Origin of the sequence: Chromobacterium sp. Panama, assembly GCF_003052555.1 — a bacterium.
GTDB lineage: Bacteria > Pseudomonadota > Gammaproteobacteria > Burkholderiales > Chromobacteriaceae > Chromobacterium.
This window is the reverse complement of sequence record NZ_QARX01000001.1, coordinates 2,656,242-2,670,459: the sequence shown is the minus strand read 5'-3', so window position 1 is coordinate 2,670,459 and position 14,218 is coordinate 2,656,242. Positions and strand designations below refer to the sequence as shown.

Annotated in this window: 12 protein-coding genes, 4 tRNA genes and 1 riboswitch; of the genes, 6 read left to right on the top strand and 10 right to left on the bottom strand. The window is 65.7% G+C overall.

The features are described from left to right. Positions 1-44: 44 nt before the first annotated feature. The 6 genes from DB032_RS11970 to DB032_RS11945 all read right to left on the bottom strand — a co-directional run bounded on the left by DB032_RS11970 (position 45) and on the right by DB032_RS11945 (position 3,817). Positions 45-1,697 carry a CHASE2 domain-containing protein gene (locus tag DB032_RS11970; RefSeq protein WP_107799690.1) on the bottom strand — a complete coding sequence of 551 codons (1,653 nt, stop codon included), beginning with the start codon at positions 1,695-1,697 and terminating at the stop codon, positions 45-47. Positions 1,698-1,706: 9 nt separating this feature from the next. After that, a complete protein-coding gene (locus tag DB032_RS11965) occupies positions 1,707-3,263 on the bottom strand; it encodes a FecR domain-containing protein (RefSeq protein ID WP_107799689.1) in 1,557 nt (518 codons plus the stop codon). Between the two features lie 188 nt (positions 3,264-3,451). Next, a tRNA-Asp gene (locus DB032_RS11960) sits at positions 3,452-3,528 on the bottom strand. A gap of 6 nt (positions 3,529-3,534) precedes the next feature. Next, positions 3,535-3,611: transfer RNA gene (locus DB032_RS11955), tRNA-Val, on the bottom strand. 42 nt (positions 3,612-3,653) lie between these two features. Beyond that, positions 3,654-3,730, bottom strand: a tRNA-Asp gene (locus DB032_RS11950). An 11-nt stretch (positions 3,731-3,741) separates the two neighbouring features. Continuing rightward, a tRNA-Val gene (locus tag DB032_RS11945) sits at positions 3,742-3,817 on the bottom strand. A 44-nt stretch (positions 3,818-3,861) separates the two neighbouring features. On the opposite strand from DB032_RS11945, the gene DB032_RS11940 reads away from it, so the two are divergent. Then, complete coding sequence (locus tag DB032_RS11940; RefSeq protein ID WP_158274296.1) at positions 3,862-4,458, top strand: calcium-binding protein; 597 nt, start codon at positions 3,862-3,864, stop codon at positions 4,456-4,458. A gap of 50 nt (positions 4,459-4,508) precedes the next feature. On the opposite strand, the gene DB032_RS11935 is transcribed toward DB032_RS11940, so the two are convergent. Both DB032_RS11935 and DB032_RS11930 read right to left on the bottom strand, forming a co-directional pair. Then, positions 4,509-5,687 carry a DUF1501 domain-containing protein gene (locus tag DB032_RS11935; RefSeq protein ID WP_107799687.1) on the bottom strand — a complete coding sequence of 393 codons (1,179 nt, stop codon included), beginning with the start codon at positions 5,685-5,687 and terminating at the stop codon, positions 4,509-4,511. A 13-nt stretch (positions 5,688-5,700) separates the two neighbouring features. Further along, complete coding sequence (locus tag DB032_RS11930; RefSeq protein WP_233246787.1) at positions 5,701-7,200, bottom strand: DUF1800 family protein; 1,500 nt, start codon at positions 7,198-7,200, stop codon at positions 5,701-5,703. Between the two features lie 149 nt (positions 7,201-7,349). Beyond that, positions 7,350-7,444, top strand: a riboswitch (TPP riboswitch). Between the two features lie 45 nt (positions 7,445-7,489). On the opposite strand from DB032_RS11930, the gene DB032_RS11925 reads away from it, so the two are divergent. The 4 genes from DB032_RS11925 to DB032_RS11910 are packed head-to-tail and all read left to right on the top strand — an operon-like array spanning position 7,490 to position 11,553. Continuing rightward, complete coding sequence (locus DB032_RS11925) at positions 7,490-8,506, top strand: thiamine ABC transporter substrate binding subunit (RefSeq protein ID WP_107799685.1); 1,017 nt, start codon at positions 7,490-7,492, stop codon at positions 8,504-8,506. Continuing rightward, positions 8,503-9,051 (top strand): GNAT family N-acetyltransferase, encoded by a 549-nt coding sequence (locus tag DB032_RS11920; protein ID WP_107799684.1) that lies wholly within the window; start codon positions 8,503-8,505, stop codon positions 9,049-9,051. Before DB032_RS11925 ends, DB032_RS11920 begins: the two co-directional genes overlap by 4 nt. Further along, entirely contained in the window at positions 9,051-10,604 is a 1,554-nt protein-coding gene (locus tag DB032_RS11915; RefSeq protein ID WP_107799683.1) for an iron ABC transporter permease, read from the top strand. Before DB032_RS11920 ends, DB032_RS11915 begins: the two co-directional genes overlap by 1 nt. After that, on the top strand, positions 10,597-11,553 hold the full coding sequence (locus DB032_RS11910; RefSeq protein ID WP_107799682.1) for an ABC transporter ATP-binding protein: 957 nt from the start codon (positions 10,597-10,599) through the stop codon (positions 11,551-11,553). Before DB032_RS11915 ends, DB032_RS11910 begins: the two co-directional genes overlap by 8 nt. Here the strand turns inward: DB032_RS11910 and motA are convergent. Beyond that, the gene (gene motA / locus DB032_RS11905; RefSeq protein WP_107799681.1) at positions 11,537-12,397 is read right to left on the bottom strand and encodes a flagellar motor stator protein MotA; all 861 of its coding nucleotides are present in this window, start codon (positions 12,395-12,397) and stop codon (positions 11,537-11,539) included. The two genes, DB032_RS11910 and motA, sit on opposite strands and share 17 nt — an antisense overlap. Positions 12,398-12,613: 216 nt before the next feature. Next, a complete protein-coding gene (locus tag DB032_RS11900) occupies positions 12,614-12,955 on the bottom strand; it encodes a hypothetical protein (protein ID WP_107799680.1) in 342 nt (113 codons plus the stop codon). Between the two features lie 263 nt (positions 12,956-13,218). Between DB032_RS11900 and DB032_RS11895 the strand changes: the two genes are divergently transcribed. Continuing rightward, complete coding sequence (locus tag DB032_RS11895; RefSeq protein WP_233246693.1) at positions 13,219-14,151, top strand: N-acetylmuramoyl-L-alanine amidase; 933 nt, start codon at positions 13,219-13,221, stop codon at positions 14,149-14,151. Positions 14,152-14,218 lie beyond the last annotated feature (67 nt).

Here is a 14,218-nt window from a genome sequence, read left to right as displayed (position 1 = left end):
CGCATAGGCCGCGGGCATGGCGGGGCGAGGCCGTCGGAGCGGGGTCAGCGCTGGTGTTGAGGCGTCAAGGTGGCGGGGGCGGGGCTGACCGCGTTGCGGCCCGAGCGCTTGGCGATGTAGAGCGCGCTGTCGGCGTCTTCGTAGAAGGTGCGGCCGTTGTCGTCCGTTTCCGGCACCCTGGCGGCGACGCCTATGCTGCAGGTGACTTTGCGCAAGGGGCTCTTCAAATGCGCCAGCTCCAGTTCTTCCAGCCGGGCGCGGAAGCCTTCCGCCGCGGCCACCGCCTGGTCCTGCCCGCATTCTTCCAGCAGCACGCCGAACTCTTCGCCGCCCAGCCGCGCCACGATGTGGCGACGGGGGCTGAAGTAGGCGTTCAGCTCTTGCGCCAGCCTTTGCAGGATCAGATCGCCGGCGTAATGGCCGTAGTGGTCGTTGTAGCCTTTGAAGTTGTCCACGTCCAGGATCAGCAGCGCCAGCGTCTTGCCGGCGGCGCGGTGCTTGTCCAGCGTCGGCGCCAGGATTTCGTCGAAGTGCCGGCGGTTGTAAAGCCCGGTGAGGCCGTCGGTATTGGCCTGCAGCAAAAGCTTGGATTGCCGCGACACGAAGCGGACGCTGCCGGCCAGCCATAGCAGGATGGCGGTGGTGACGCCGCTCCAGAACACCGAGGCCAGCGTCAGCAGCAGGACGCTGAGCACCAGCACGCCACAGGAGGCCAGCAGATAGGCCGGCAGAATGCCCTGGCGGTGCTTGTAGCGGCTGAGCAGCAGGTCCAGCAGCAAGATGGCCAGCGCGTTGATGACGGCTTTCCAGCCCAGCGGCAGCGGCACCGGCGTGTTGTCCTGTTGCAGCCCATGAAGCAGGAAGGCGTTGATTTCCACGCCGGGCATGCCGCGGTTGTTGGCCGACAGCGGCGTGGCGTGGATATCGCCCAGGCCGGTGGCGGTGGCGCCCACCAGTACGATCTTGCCGGCGAAGAAGGCGGGAGGCAGCTGATTGAGCGCGTCGATATAGGACACTTGCTGGAACGGCGGCGGGCCGGACAGATAGGGCACCATCACTGGGTCTTCGCGCAGCCAGCTGCCCGGCTTGCCGTGCGGCATCGCCATTTTCTGCTGTTCGGACTGGCGCTGGCCATTGGCCAGATCCAGCACCGCCTGCGCGAAATTGGGGTGGTGGGGCGAGCCCAGGCCCGCTTTCAGATAGACGCGGCGGATCACGCCGTCGCTGTCCAATTCGTAGTCGGTGTGCCCCAGGCCGGCGCTGGCGGCGGCGATGGCGGGCAGGGGCCGGGTCTCGGTCAGGCGGTTGTCCTGCATTTCCGGAAACACCGGGCTGATGACTTTGCCGTTGCGGCGGATGGCGTCCGCCAGCGCCTGATCCGACTCCGGCATATTGTGCGAGGGCTCGGCCAACACGATGTCCAGGCCCACGGCCTTGGCCTGCGCCAGCTTGTCCACCAGCTGGGCGTGGAATTCGCGCGGCCAGGGCCAGCGGCCCAGCTCCGACAGGCTGCGCTCGTCCACCGCGACGACGACGATGTCGCTGGTCTGGTTATGGTTGGACTTGATCCGGATCAGCCCGTCGTACAGCCAGAAGTCCAGCCGCAGCAACAGGCCGGAGAGGGTCAGCAGAGCCGCCAGCAAGGCCAGCAAAAAAGGCAACAAGCGCAGAATCTTGTCGCGATAGTAAGTTAGCATGTTGCCATTCTAGGGAAGTTTTCCGGGAAGAGTGAGCATTTCTTGCTCTTCCGTCGCCAAGTAGCCGTGTTCTCCCTCGATCTTGACGCTTGCCTTGTATTGCCCGGCCGGCAAGGCTTCCAGCGCTTTCAGCTCCCATTGCGGCTTATCGCTGCTCAGCGAAAACGGCTGCGCGTTGGCGGCCTGGGCCGCGGTCAGCGTCAGGGTGTAGCGCGCGCGGGCGACGGGATAGGGGCGGGCCGCCAGCACCGGGGTGGTTTTGTCCAGGCGGCTGAGCCAGCCCTTGGTCTCCACTTTTTGCGCGGCGGAGAAAGGACCCGGCCGGCCTTGCGCGTCCAGCCGCGCCAGCCTCCAGTACCAGACGCCGGATTCCGGCAACTCGGTTTTGAACTCGGCCTCGGCCACGCTCTGTTCCAGCAGCGGCTGGGCGAAATCCGGCTGACGCGAAATCTGCAGCCGCAGCGGGCGTTCCGCGCTGGCGTCCACCCGCAAGGTCAGGGATTTGCCGCGCAGCTGGACGCCGTCCGCATGGGTGAACAACAGCGGCGGCAGCGGGTAGGCTTGCAGCTTGAAGCTGCGCGTGCTGTCGTAGCCTTCCAGGCCGGAGCGGTTCTTGGCGCGGACGTGCAGCACGTAGTCGCCGTTGCCCGGCAGGCGCGGATAGTAACGCGGCGCCTGCAACTGGCGCTCGGCCAGGCGCTTCTTGCCGCTCAAGGTCACGCGGTAGGAAGCGGCGCGTTCGTCGCGCTGCCACTCCAGCGGCGGCGGGTTGAACTGGCTATTGTCCGCCACGGTGGACAGGTCCGGCGGCGGCGGCAGTTCTTCCGGCTTGCTTGGCCCGCTTTTACGGCTGGACAAGGTGCCGAAACCGGCGGGCACGTCCACCTTGCTGCGACGGCCCTTGACCTCCACGCTGCCTTTGAGCACTTCCGCCAAGGTGTCTTCGCCGCCGGCGGCGTTGACGCGGAATTCCGTGCCGCGCACGGTGGTGACCGCCGACGGGGTGCGGATCTCGTAGCGGCTGGGCATCAGGATGTTGGGAATCACCGAATTGCCGGTGCTGCCGTTGTTCAGCTTGATTTGGGACTGGATCGCCCCGGTGCTGGGGTAATAGACCTGGGTTTGCAGGCTCAGATCGGTATTGGCGTTGATCACCAGCGAGGAGCCGTCGACGAAGCGCAATTTGATCATGGCGTCGTTGCCGGTCGTGAAGCGGGTGCCTTTGGGGTATTTCTTGCCCACCGCCAGATCCAGCGGCTTGCCCTTGGCGTCGGCCGCGGCGGATTCGCCGGCCATGTCCTCCAGGGTGGCGTCGGATTGCGCCTGCCGGATCCAGGGGTAGGGGACCCGCAGGATGCTGCCGGGGATCAGCCGATAGGGGTTGGCGATGCGATTTCTGGCTTGCAGCTTCGGCACATAAGCGGGAGACGACAGATGCTCGGCCGCCAGCGACCACAGATTGTCGCCGTTTTTGACCGTATATTCCCAGATGGCCTTGTCGGCGGGATCGCCCGCCAGGGCCAGTGTGCTGGCGAAGCAGCCAGCCGCCAGGATTAAATTGCGCATAGTTGAATCTCTTTATATGGAATGCAGAAAGTCAACCAAAAGTATCACCGCAGCCCAGACGCATTGCAAGCTGATAAGCAATAGAATGGTAGTTGTTTGTCCTAAGTTGGGCGATATGCGAATGCTTGCTTGAAATATGCGACGCAAAATGCAAAAAAGCAGCCTAAAGGCTGCTTTTTTGCAATGCTTGGCGGAGTGGACGGGACTCGAACCCGCGACCCCCGGCGTGACAGGCCGGTATTCTAACCAACTGAACTACCACTCCAGCAAATGGTGGGCGGTACTGGACTCGAACCAGCGACCCCTGCCGTGTGAAGGCAGTGCTCTACCAACTGAGACTAACCGCCCGAAACTGTTGCTCCGTTTCCGGATGCTGCTATGCAATGCTGTTGGCGGAGTGGACGGGACTCGAACCCGCGACCCCCGGCGTGACAGGCCGGTATTCTAACCAACTGAACTACCACTCCAACCGAAACTTTGGTGGGCGTTGACGGAGTCGAACCGCCGACATTCTGCTTGTAAGGCAGACGCTCTACCAACTGAGCTAAACGCCCGAATCCGGGTACTGCTTTCAATACTGTTGGCGGAGTGCGATCGGGTGTACTGGATCGAACAGATCACCTTCGCTTCCGGCACGAAGTGGACCGCCGATCAGTTGATGAAGCAGGGCGTGCCCTTGTTGGGCACCGAGCTGGGCGATACCCTGCGCGGCGGCGCGCTTGACGATTGGCTGGTTGGCAACGGCGGCCATGACGCCTTGTACGGCGGCGAGGGCAACGATCTGTTGGTCGGCGGCCGCGGCAACGACGTGCTTGAGGGCGGCAACGGCAACGACACCTATCAGTTCGAGCGCGGCGATGGCCAGGACGGCATCACCGACTCCGGCGGCCAGGATGTGTTGAAGTTCGGCCAAGGCGTCAATGCCGACCAGTTGTGGTTCAAGCGTCAGGGCGCCAGCCTGGAGGTCAGCGTGATCGGCACTGAGGACAAGGTGTCGATTAACAACTGGTTCGGCAATGCCGCGAACCAGATCGAGACCCTCCAGTCCGGCGACGGCAAGGCCCTGGCGGCCAGTCAGGTGCAGGCGCTGGTCAATGCGATGGCGGCCTTCAATCCGCCGGCCGCTGGCCAGGTCAACCTGCCGGACAACTATCAGGCGGCTTTGCAGCCGGTGTTGGCGTCCAGCTGGAAGTAAATCGCTGAGTGGTTCTCTGTAGACGGCCGGCCCCTAGGGGCCGGCTTTTTTCATGCCTTCAGAATGGGCAGGGGGGCGAAGCGGCCGCCCAGCACATTGTGGGCGTCCTTGCCCCACCAGCTCTGGATGGCGGTGGCGTAGACCTGGCGGAAGTCGATGGCGCAAGGCAGGTTGCCGTCGTCGACGCCGGCCAATTGCGGGCTTTGCCCATACAGGCCGCCGCGCACGCGCCCGCCGGCGGCGAAATGGACGTTGGCGGTGCCGTGGTCGGTGCCGCGGTTGCCGTTTTCGCGCGGGCGGCGGCCGAATTCGGCGTAGCTGAGCACCAGGGTGTCGTCCCAGCGCCCCTGCTGTTGCAATTGCGTGCGCAATAGCGCGATGCCGTCGGCCAGCTCTCCCAGCAGCCGCGCCTGGGTGGGCGGCTGGTTGCCGTGGGTGTCGAAGCCGGTGAGCGTGATGCGGGCCACGGCGATGGATACGCCGCGGGACAGGGTGTCGGTCAGGGTCGCGACGGCCTGGGCGAAGGCTCCGGCCGGCCGGGGCGCGGCCATCGGCGAATCCGCCGCGGCCACGGGTTTGGCGGCTTGGCTCAGTTCGGCGGCGGCCTGGCGGATGTCGCCCTCCACCTTGAGAATGTGGCCCAGCGCGCCGCTGCCGGCATGGCCTTGGTCCGCGGCCAGTTTGGCCTGGCGCGCGAAGTCTTGCGGATTGCTTAGCACCACCGCGCGGGCGCCGCCGTCCAGCGGGCCCAGCGCCTGGCTGGACAACACCACGCCGTCGGCGGCGAATCCGCGCGGCGTCGGCTGCTCGCGGAATAATCGGGTCAACCAGCCCTCGCTCAGGTATTGCTGGCTATTGGACGCGGTTTCCCAAATCTCGATGGAACGGAAGTGGGACAGATTGGGATCGGGATAACCCACCCCCTGCAAGACCGCCAGCTCCTGCTGCTGCCATAGCGGGCGCAGGCCGGTCATGGCCGGGTGCAGGCCCAGGCGTTCGTCCAGCGGCAGCACTTGGTCGCGGGGAATCGCGATGCCGGGGCGCAGCCGGTAATAGTCGGCGCTGGCGTAGGGCACCACGGTGTTGAGGCCGTCGTTGCCGCCCTTGAGTTCGATCAGCACCAACAGGCGTTGATAGCCGGCCGGCGCCAGCGCCCAGCTCAGATTGGGCAGCACGGACACCATCAGGCCGCCGGCCATGGCTTTGAGAAATTGTCGTCGCTGGAACATGGCTGGGTTTCCGTCAGTGAACTTGATAAACCGGGTCCAGCAGCAGCGGGGCGATGGCTTGCGCGCCGCTGCCGGATTCGGGCAGGGGATTGGCCGGCGGCAAGGCCAGCAAGAGTTTGGCGGCGTCCTGAGCGCTGCGGATTTGGTAGATAGCGCTCCATTCATCCGGCTGCAGCCTGATGGAACGCAGGCCGGCGGTCGCCAGCCGGTTAATGCGCGCCTCGCGTCCCTTCATTTCGTCCATGCCGCCGTCCGGCAGCGCAAAGGCGTTGCGCGCAGGCGCGGCGTCGCGGGCGATGCGGTCCAGGAACTGTTTGCGGCTGAGCAAGGTGGCGCTGTTGATCCAGGCCTCGCCGCCCGGCCAGCCTTTGACGTTGGGCGGCGCGAACACGTCCTGACCCAACTGACGGTTGAGCCCGGCCAGCGCGCGCCAGTCCGGCGGGTTCAGGTCGAAGGTGACCAGGGTGCCTATGGTCAGCTCCAGCGGCGATTTCACCAACTGGCCCTGGCTGCTCCAGAACTGCGGGCTTAACAGCAGCGCGCGCAGCAAGGGCTTGATTTCGTAGCGGCTGTTGCGGAAGCCGGCGGCCAGCCGCTTGACGGCGGCCGGATCCGGCTTGGGCGAGACGAAGGCCTTCCACAGCTTGGCGGCGATGAACTCGGCGGTGGCCGGCTGTCGCAGCAGCAGGTCCAAGACATCGTCGCCGTTGAAGTCGCCCCGCTGGCCGAAGACGAGCTTGTCGCCGTCGTCGTGCAAGCGCGGACGGTTGACGAAGCGCTCGTCGCGATCCAGCCCCCAGCCGGTGAAGGCGCGCGCGGCTTCACGGATATCCTGTTCGCTGTAATGGCCTTCGCCCAGGGTGAACAGCTCCATCACCTCGCGCGCGAAGTTCTCGTTCGGCTGGCCCTTGCGGTTATTGGCGGTGTCCAGATAGCGCATCATCGCCGGATCGTGGGCGACGGCGTGCAGCATGGCGCCGAAGTTGCCCAGCGCGTACTGGCGCAGCAAGACGTTTTGCCGATACATCAGTTGGGGCGAGCGCACCTTGTCCAGCGCGGAGACGAAGTGGTTGTGCCAGAACAGGGTCATTTTTTCGCTGAGCGGCGACGAGGTGTAGCGCATCTCGTTCAGCCACCAGCCGCGCAATTCCACCGCGTGCTCGGCGCGCAGCTTTTGCAGCGCCTTTTTCGCCTCTTCGTCTAAATTGGGCTGCCCCGGCCGCTCGAAGGCTTCGTCGACCCAGGACGGCGGCGGCGTGGCGGCGTTGGCCTGGCTATTGGCCAGCAACCGATCCACCGCGGCTTCGCGGCTCAGCGGCGCGTACACGGCGATTTGCGCCGGGTTGGCGCCGAAGCCGGTGCGGGACAGCAAATGGCGCGCGCCGGCGACGCCGATGCCGGCCTGGGCCAGCGCGGGCAGGCTGAGCACGGCCAGCAGGAGCCCCAGCGCGGTTTTTGCGGTGAAGCGGATGGCCTCGGCCGCTCTAGTCGGCGGCCGGCCAAGGGTGGGCATGGGGTTCAAGCATGGTCTCCAAACGCGCCCGGAGCGGGCGTAAGCATGCATTCAGCTTAGAAGGCGCTTGTCATCGGCGTGTTAAGGCGCGGGCCCACTCTGTTAAGGATTGTTGGCTGCCAGCCGGCGGCCGCTGCGGTATACTGGCGCGCTGTCACCAGGGGTGCCCGCGACGCGGGCTGAGAAAATACCCTGCAACCTGATCTGGGTCATGCCAGCGGAGGGAGCGTGATGCGCGGGCCAGGGCCCGCATTCCGCTTGCTCCGGACTATCGTGTACGGAGATATCCATGAAGCGCTTTTCCTCTTTGATAGCCGTTGCGCTGGCGGCGTCCAGCCTGGCCGCGTCGGCGGCCGAGCTGCGGGTGCTGTCGCACAGTTCTTTCACCGTGTCCAAGCCCTTGCTGGCCGAGTTCGAAAAGCAGAACGGCGCCAAGGTCTCCATCATCAAGGCCGGGGACGCCGGCGAGATGCTGAACAAGCTGATTCTGACCAAGGCCAATCCCATCGCCGACGTGGTGTTCGGCATCGACAACAGCCTGATCGGCAAGGCGCAGCAGGCCGGCGTGCTGGCTCCGGTGCCGGCGGCGCTGGCCCAGGGCGGCAAGGCCGCCTTGCCCGGCGCGGTGAGCATAGACTACGGCTACGTCACCCTCAATTACGACAAGGCCTGGTTCGCCCAGCGCCAGCTGGCGCTGCCCAAGACGCTGGAGGATTTGAGCAAGCCGGCCTACAAGAACCTGCTGGTGGTGCAAAATCCGGCCACGTCCAGCCCGGGCCTGGCTTTCATGTTGTCCACCATCGCCGCCATGGGCGAGGACAAGGCCTTCGCCTTCTGGGGCCGCTTGCGCGACAACGGGCTGAAGGTCAGCAAGGGTTGGAGCGAATCCTACTACACCGATTTCTCCAAGAACGGCGGCAGCCGTCCGCTGGTGGTCAGCTACGCGACCAGTCCGGCCGCCGAGGTGTTCTACAGCAAACAGAAACTGAACGACGCGCCCACCGGCAATCTGCCCTTGAAAGGCGGCGTGTTCCGCCAGGTGGAGGGCGCGGCCCTGGTCAAGGGCGGCAAGGAGGCGGCGCTGGGCGAGAAATTCATCGCCTTCCTGCGCTCCGAAGCGGTGCAGAAGGACGTGACCACCACCATGTGGATGTATCCGGTGATGGACAAGGTGAGCTTGGACCCGGTCTATCGTTTCGCGGAGCAGCCGGCCGCGCACGACACGCCGGACAGCAAGGCGATCGCCGAACATTCCCGCCAATGGGTGGCGCGCTGGACCCGAGTGGTGTTGAAGGGCGGGCAATGATTCCGGACATCGAAACGCCGCGGCTGTTGCTGCGCCATCTGGACCCGCAGACGCTGTGGCTGTGCCTGGCCGGTCAGCCGGAAACGGCGGCCGAGCTGCTGGGCGCGCCGCTGGCGGCGGAATGGTTGGACGAGCAGGACTTGATGAGCATGCGGCTGGACGACATCGAGCGCCAGCCCGACTACGCGCCCTGGTCGGTGCGCGCCTTGCTGCGCCGCGACGATCTGACGATGGTCGGCCACGTCAACTTCCACTCCTTGCCCGGCCATCCTTATCTGGGCGACTACGGCGACGTGGAATTGGGTTACACGATTTACCCGGCTTATCGTCGCCAGGGCTATGCCCGAGAAGCGGTGCTGGCGATGGGGGCCTGGGCGGCCCTGGCCGGCGCGCCGCGGCTGGTGCTGTCCATCGCGCCGGACAATCTGCCTTCGCAATGTTTGGCCGCGGATCTGGGCTTCGCCAAGGCGGGGCAAAGCGAGGATGAAGACGGGGTGGAGGATGTGTTGACCGCCCGCTGGCCGTTGAAGGGAACGCCGTTTTGATGTTGAGCCGTCGGAGCCGCCTGTTGCTGGCGGCGCCTCCCTTGCTGTTTTTGCTGGCGATGTCTATTTCGCCGTTGGCGCGGCTGTTGAAGGAGGGCGGGGAGCCGCTGTCCTTCGGTTTGCTGAGCGATTCCTATCTGCGCTGGCGCATGATGTGGTCGCTGCTGCAGGGTGCGGCGACCTGCGCGCTGGCCTTGCTGCTCGGCGTGCCGGCGGCGTGGGCGCTGGCTCGCTTCCGCTTCGCCGGGCGCGGCCTGGCGCTGCGTCTGCTGATGCTGCCCTTCGTGATGCCCACCCTGGTCGCCGGCGTCGGCGTGTTGGCGCTGTTCGGCCCTCAGGGTTTGAGCGGGCTGAACCTGCAGGATTCGCCCTGGTTGCTGCTGTACGGCAATCTGTTCTTCAATCTGCCGCTGGTGATCCGCGCCGCCGCCGATGGCTTCGCCCAGGTGCCGGCCAGCCGGCTGGCCGCGGCCCGCAGCCTGGGCGCCGGGCGTTGGCGCGCGTTCTGGCGCGTGGAATGGCCGGCGGCGCTGCCCTGGCTGTTGCCTAATCTATGCCTGGTTTTCCTCTACTGTTTCTCCGGCTTCGGTCTGGCCTTGTTGCTGGGCGGCCAGCGTTACGCCACGGTGGAAGTCGAGATTTACACGCTGGTGGCGTATGAGCTGAATCTGGCCGACGCCGGCGCGCTGGCCTTGCTGAGCCTGCTGGTGGCCGGCGGCGTCGCCGCGGTCTACGCCTGGCTGGAGGCGCGTTTGGGCGTGCCGGCGCGCTGCGAGCCGCTGCTCCCCGCGCCCGCGCGGACCTGGACAGACCGCGCCTGGCTGACGGCGGCCCTCGCCATCCTGTTGATCTTCGCCGGCTTGCCCTTGCTGGCGGTGCTGTGGAAAGCGCTGTCCGCGCTCGACGGCCTGGCCGGACTGTGGGACGAGGAATTGCGGCTGGCCTTGTTCAACTCGGCGCGTTTCACCTTGCTGACCGTATTGCTGTCCGGCTTGCTGGGCCTGTGCCACGCGTTGGCCGCCGGGCGCTGGCTGTGGTTGCGGGCCCTGGCCTTTCTGCCTTTCGTGGTGTCGCCGGTCTGCGTGGCGTTTGGCCTGCTGCTGCTCTATCCGAGCTGGAGCGCGGATTTGGCCATGCTGTTGGCGGCCTACGTCTTGCTGGCCTATCCCTTCGTCGCCAAAGCCGCCGGCGCGGCGCTGGACGGCATGCCGGAACATCTGGCGCAGGCGGCGCGCTCCCTGGGGGCCTCGCCCTGGCGGCTGTTCCGACGGGTGATCTGGCCCTTGTTGCAGCCGGCGCTGCGGCGCGGGCTGGCCTTCGCGGCTGCCACTGCGGTGGGGGAGTTCGCGGTGACCTTATTCCTGTCACGGCCGGAGTGGTTGACCCTGACCACCTTGATTTATCAGAAGCTGGGCCGGCCGGGCCAGGCCAACGCGGATGCGGCGATGCTGTTGTCCGGCCTGCTGATGGTGTTGGCGACGCTGGCTTTCGCCGTGATTGAAAGCGGCGCGGCCAGACCGGGGGAACCGGGAAAAGGAGACGGGCGTGCTTGAGCTCATAGGAATTGAAAAGCGCTTCGGCGCGCGGGTGGCGGCGGACGGCGTGTCGCTGGAGGTGGCCGCCGGGGAGACCCTGGCTCTGCTGGGACCGTCCGGCTGCGGCAAGAGCAGCTTGCTCAAAATCATCGCCGGCCTGCTGCCGCTGGACGGCGGCGCGGTTCGTTTCAACGGCGAGGACATCAGCCGGCTGCCGCCGGAGCGGCGCGGCTTCGCGCTGATGTTCCAGGATTTCGCCTTGTTTCCGCATCTGGACGTGCTTGGCAATGTGATGTTCGGTCTGATCGAGAGGGGATCGTCCCGCGCCCAGGCCGCCGCCGCCGCCGCGGCGATGCTGGAGCGTTTGGGTCTGGGCGGTGATCAAGGGCGCAAGGTCTGGACCTTGTCCGGCGGCGAGCAACAGCGGGTGGCGCTGGCGCGCGCGATGGTGACGCGTCCGCGGCTCTTGCTGCTGGACGAGCCGTTCTCCAGCCTGGACGCGCATTTGCGCGGTCAGTTGCAAGGGGAGTTCGCGCAGTTGCTGGCGGAGTCCGGCATACCGGCCATTCTGGTCACGCACGACAGAGAGGAAGCGTTTGCGATGGCGAGCCGCGCCGCGGTGCTGCGCCAGGGGCGCATCGTGCAATGCGAGACGCCGCCGCAGCTGTTGGCCAGGCCGGCGAATGCGTGGCTGGCGCGCTTCATCGGCTATGAAAACGTGCTGGAGCACGCGGTGGTGCCGGGCCACGCGCTGCGGCTGGGGCCGCAGCACCCGCCGGCGCGCATCGAGTCGCTGACCTGGCTGGCGGACGGCGCCCGGGTGGAAGTGGCGGCGCAGGCGGGGCGGCTGAGCCTGAGCCTGTCCGCGCGGGAGGCGGCGAGCCTGGGCGCGGAACTGCGGCTTGGCGGCCAGTTTGGGTTGGGGGTGGACGCGTCCGCCCTGATTCCGTTCAGCGCAGGCTCTTGATGCGCTGTTCCATTTCCTCGAATTCCGGGCGTTCGCTGGAAAACAGCACTTTGCGGCCGAACTCGATGGCGCTGGGCGGCGGATAGCCCTGCATGCCGGCCAAGAGCACGGTCTTGATGCATTGCAATTCCTTGCTGTCCTCGTCCAGCTTCTGTTCCAGCAGCGCGCCCAGCGGCGACACCATGCCGTAGGACAGCAGGATGCCGAGGAAGGTGCCCACTAGCGCCGAACCTATCATGCCGCCCAGCACCGCCGGCGGCGCGCCGACCGAGGCCATGGTGTTGACCACGCCTAGCACGGCGGCGACGATGCCGAAGGCCGGCAAGGCGTCGCCCAGGCGCTGGATGGCGGCGATAGGCGCCATGCCCTCCTGGTGGTGGGTTTCCAGTTCCACGTCCATCAGGCTCTCGATTTCGAAGGCGTTCAGATTGCCGCTGACCATGATGCGCAGATAGTCGCGGATGAAGTTCAGCGCATGGTGGTCTTGAGCGATGGCCGGATACTTGCTGAAGACCGGGCTTTGTCCGGGGGCGTCGACATCGGCTTCCAGCGCCATCAGCCCTTCCTTGCGCGCCTTGGCCTGCAGTTCGTACAACAGGCACAGCAAGTCCAGCGCGCGGGCCTTGTTGTGGCGCGAGCCCTTGAGCGCGGCGGGCAGCGCGCGCGCCACCGCTTTCAGATTCTTGGTCTGGTTGGCGACGATGAAGGCGCCCAACGCGCCGCCCAGAATCGCCATCATCTCGGTGGGCATCGCGGAGAGAATGGCGCCGATGGCGCCGCCGTGGATCAGAAAGGCGCCGAAGATCATGCCGATCACGACGAGGTAGCCGATGATTACATTCATATGTGGTAGTCCCAAGCAAAGTCAGACCGATGCCGGCCTGGCGCGTCGCCGCGGCGAACGCGGCGGGTCTGCGAGATAAAGAAGGCGGAAGGCCTGGGGTCGGTTCAAAGTCCGGCCGGCGTGGCGATGGCTGAGCGCGCAAGCGGCGCATAAGCATTTCGACGCGGCGTCAGCCGTGCAAGGCGCCGCGGCGCGCGGCCGGCTTTGAACCGGCTCTCAGACGCGAGGCGGCCGACGCGGCGGATTGGGCGGCGGCGGCGAGGGAAGGGCGGCGATGAAGTCGGGCCAGCCAGGCCTCGCCGCATGCGTCGCCATGGCCGGGCTCATGCCGGGCAGGGTCTGGCATTCTCCGCATCCGCCCAACTCGGCGGCGCAGTGAGCGTGGCCGCCGCTGACCGCTTGCGCCGCGGCCGTGCCGTGGCCGAGGGCATAGGATGGACCGGCGCGGCCAAGGGCGCCGTCGGTGTGAACCGCGGCGTTGGCCAAGGGCAAGGCCTGCCAGAGCATGAACAGCAGCAGGGCCAGCCGGGTGATGGATTTGAATGCAGAAAGTCTCAATGCCCGTTTCCCATGAATCGCAGCGCAATCTAAATCAGGATCGGAGGGCTGGCAAGCCTAGATTCAGGCTTGAGCGGCAAGCGACGATATTTTCATGTTAATTAAATGGCATTTATCATGCCAATATCTTAATTGGAACTATTTATTAGTTTAAAAACTCTACCTTTGCTGCGTGCGCCGGGAAAAGGTCCGCGCGCATGCTTGACTCTAAGGTTGAATGGAAAATGATCAGTAGAAGACGAATTTTGGCTTGGAGCGGGGCCTTGCCCCTGCTGGCGCCGTTGGCGGCCAGCGCATTGAGTTCCGCTTGCGCCAGCGCGGCCGGGACGGCCAAAAGCTATCGGGTGGACGCCAGTCTGCAGTCCGAAAACCAGGATTCCAGAGTACGCAATCTGGTCTTCCATTACACTGCCGTGCCCAACGGCCTGGCGCTGGAAATGCTCACCCAGGGCCAGCACGGCGCCAGCGCGCACTACCTGGTGCCGGATGCCGCATTGCTGGGCATGTCCAACAAAGTGTACCAATTGGTGCCGGAGGAGCGCAGGGCCTGGCATGCCGGGCGCAGTTACTGGCAAGGGGACCGGCTGATCAACTCCAGCTCCATCGGCATCGAGATCGTGAACCTGGGCTATCCGTCTCCGGAAGAGGACGAACTGCCCTTGATGCGGCGGCAGTGGTTCGACTTCGATGAGGCGCAGGTCTCGGTGGTGGCGCAACTGGCGGCGGACATCATCGCGCGGCATCAGATTCCGCCGCACAAGGTGGTGGGGCATTCCGACGTGTCGCCGGGACGCAAGGTGGACCCGGGGCCGAAGTTCCCCTGGGAGCGCTTGTACCGCGACTACAATATCGGCGCCTGGCCGGAACGCGAGGCGGTCGAGTTCTACCTGCGCCGGGCGCCTTATCGCGGCGACGTGCGGGATCTGCAGAAACGCTTGCTGGATTACGGCTACGAGGCGCCGCAAACCGGCGTGCTGGACAAAGAGAGCCAGGACGTGGTGGCGGCCTTTCAGATGCATTTCCGGCCTGCGCGTTACGACGGCGCGCCGGATGCCGAGACTTCCGCGATCCTGGACGCCTTGCTGGAAAAATACTTCGACCGGCCGCGTCCGGGACGAACGCCGGGCTCGAAACCGGCCGCTGCGCCGAAGAAGGACAATGGAAAGGGCAGCGATACCTGGCCGCTGACGCCTTAGAACCTGTTCAAAGTCTGCTGCGCTTCAGCGATACGGCGTTAAAAACAAGCTCAAAATGCTCATGTAC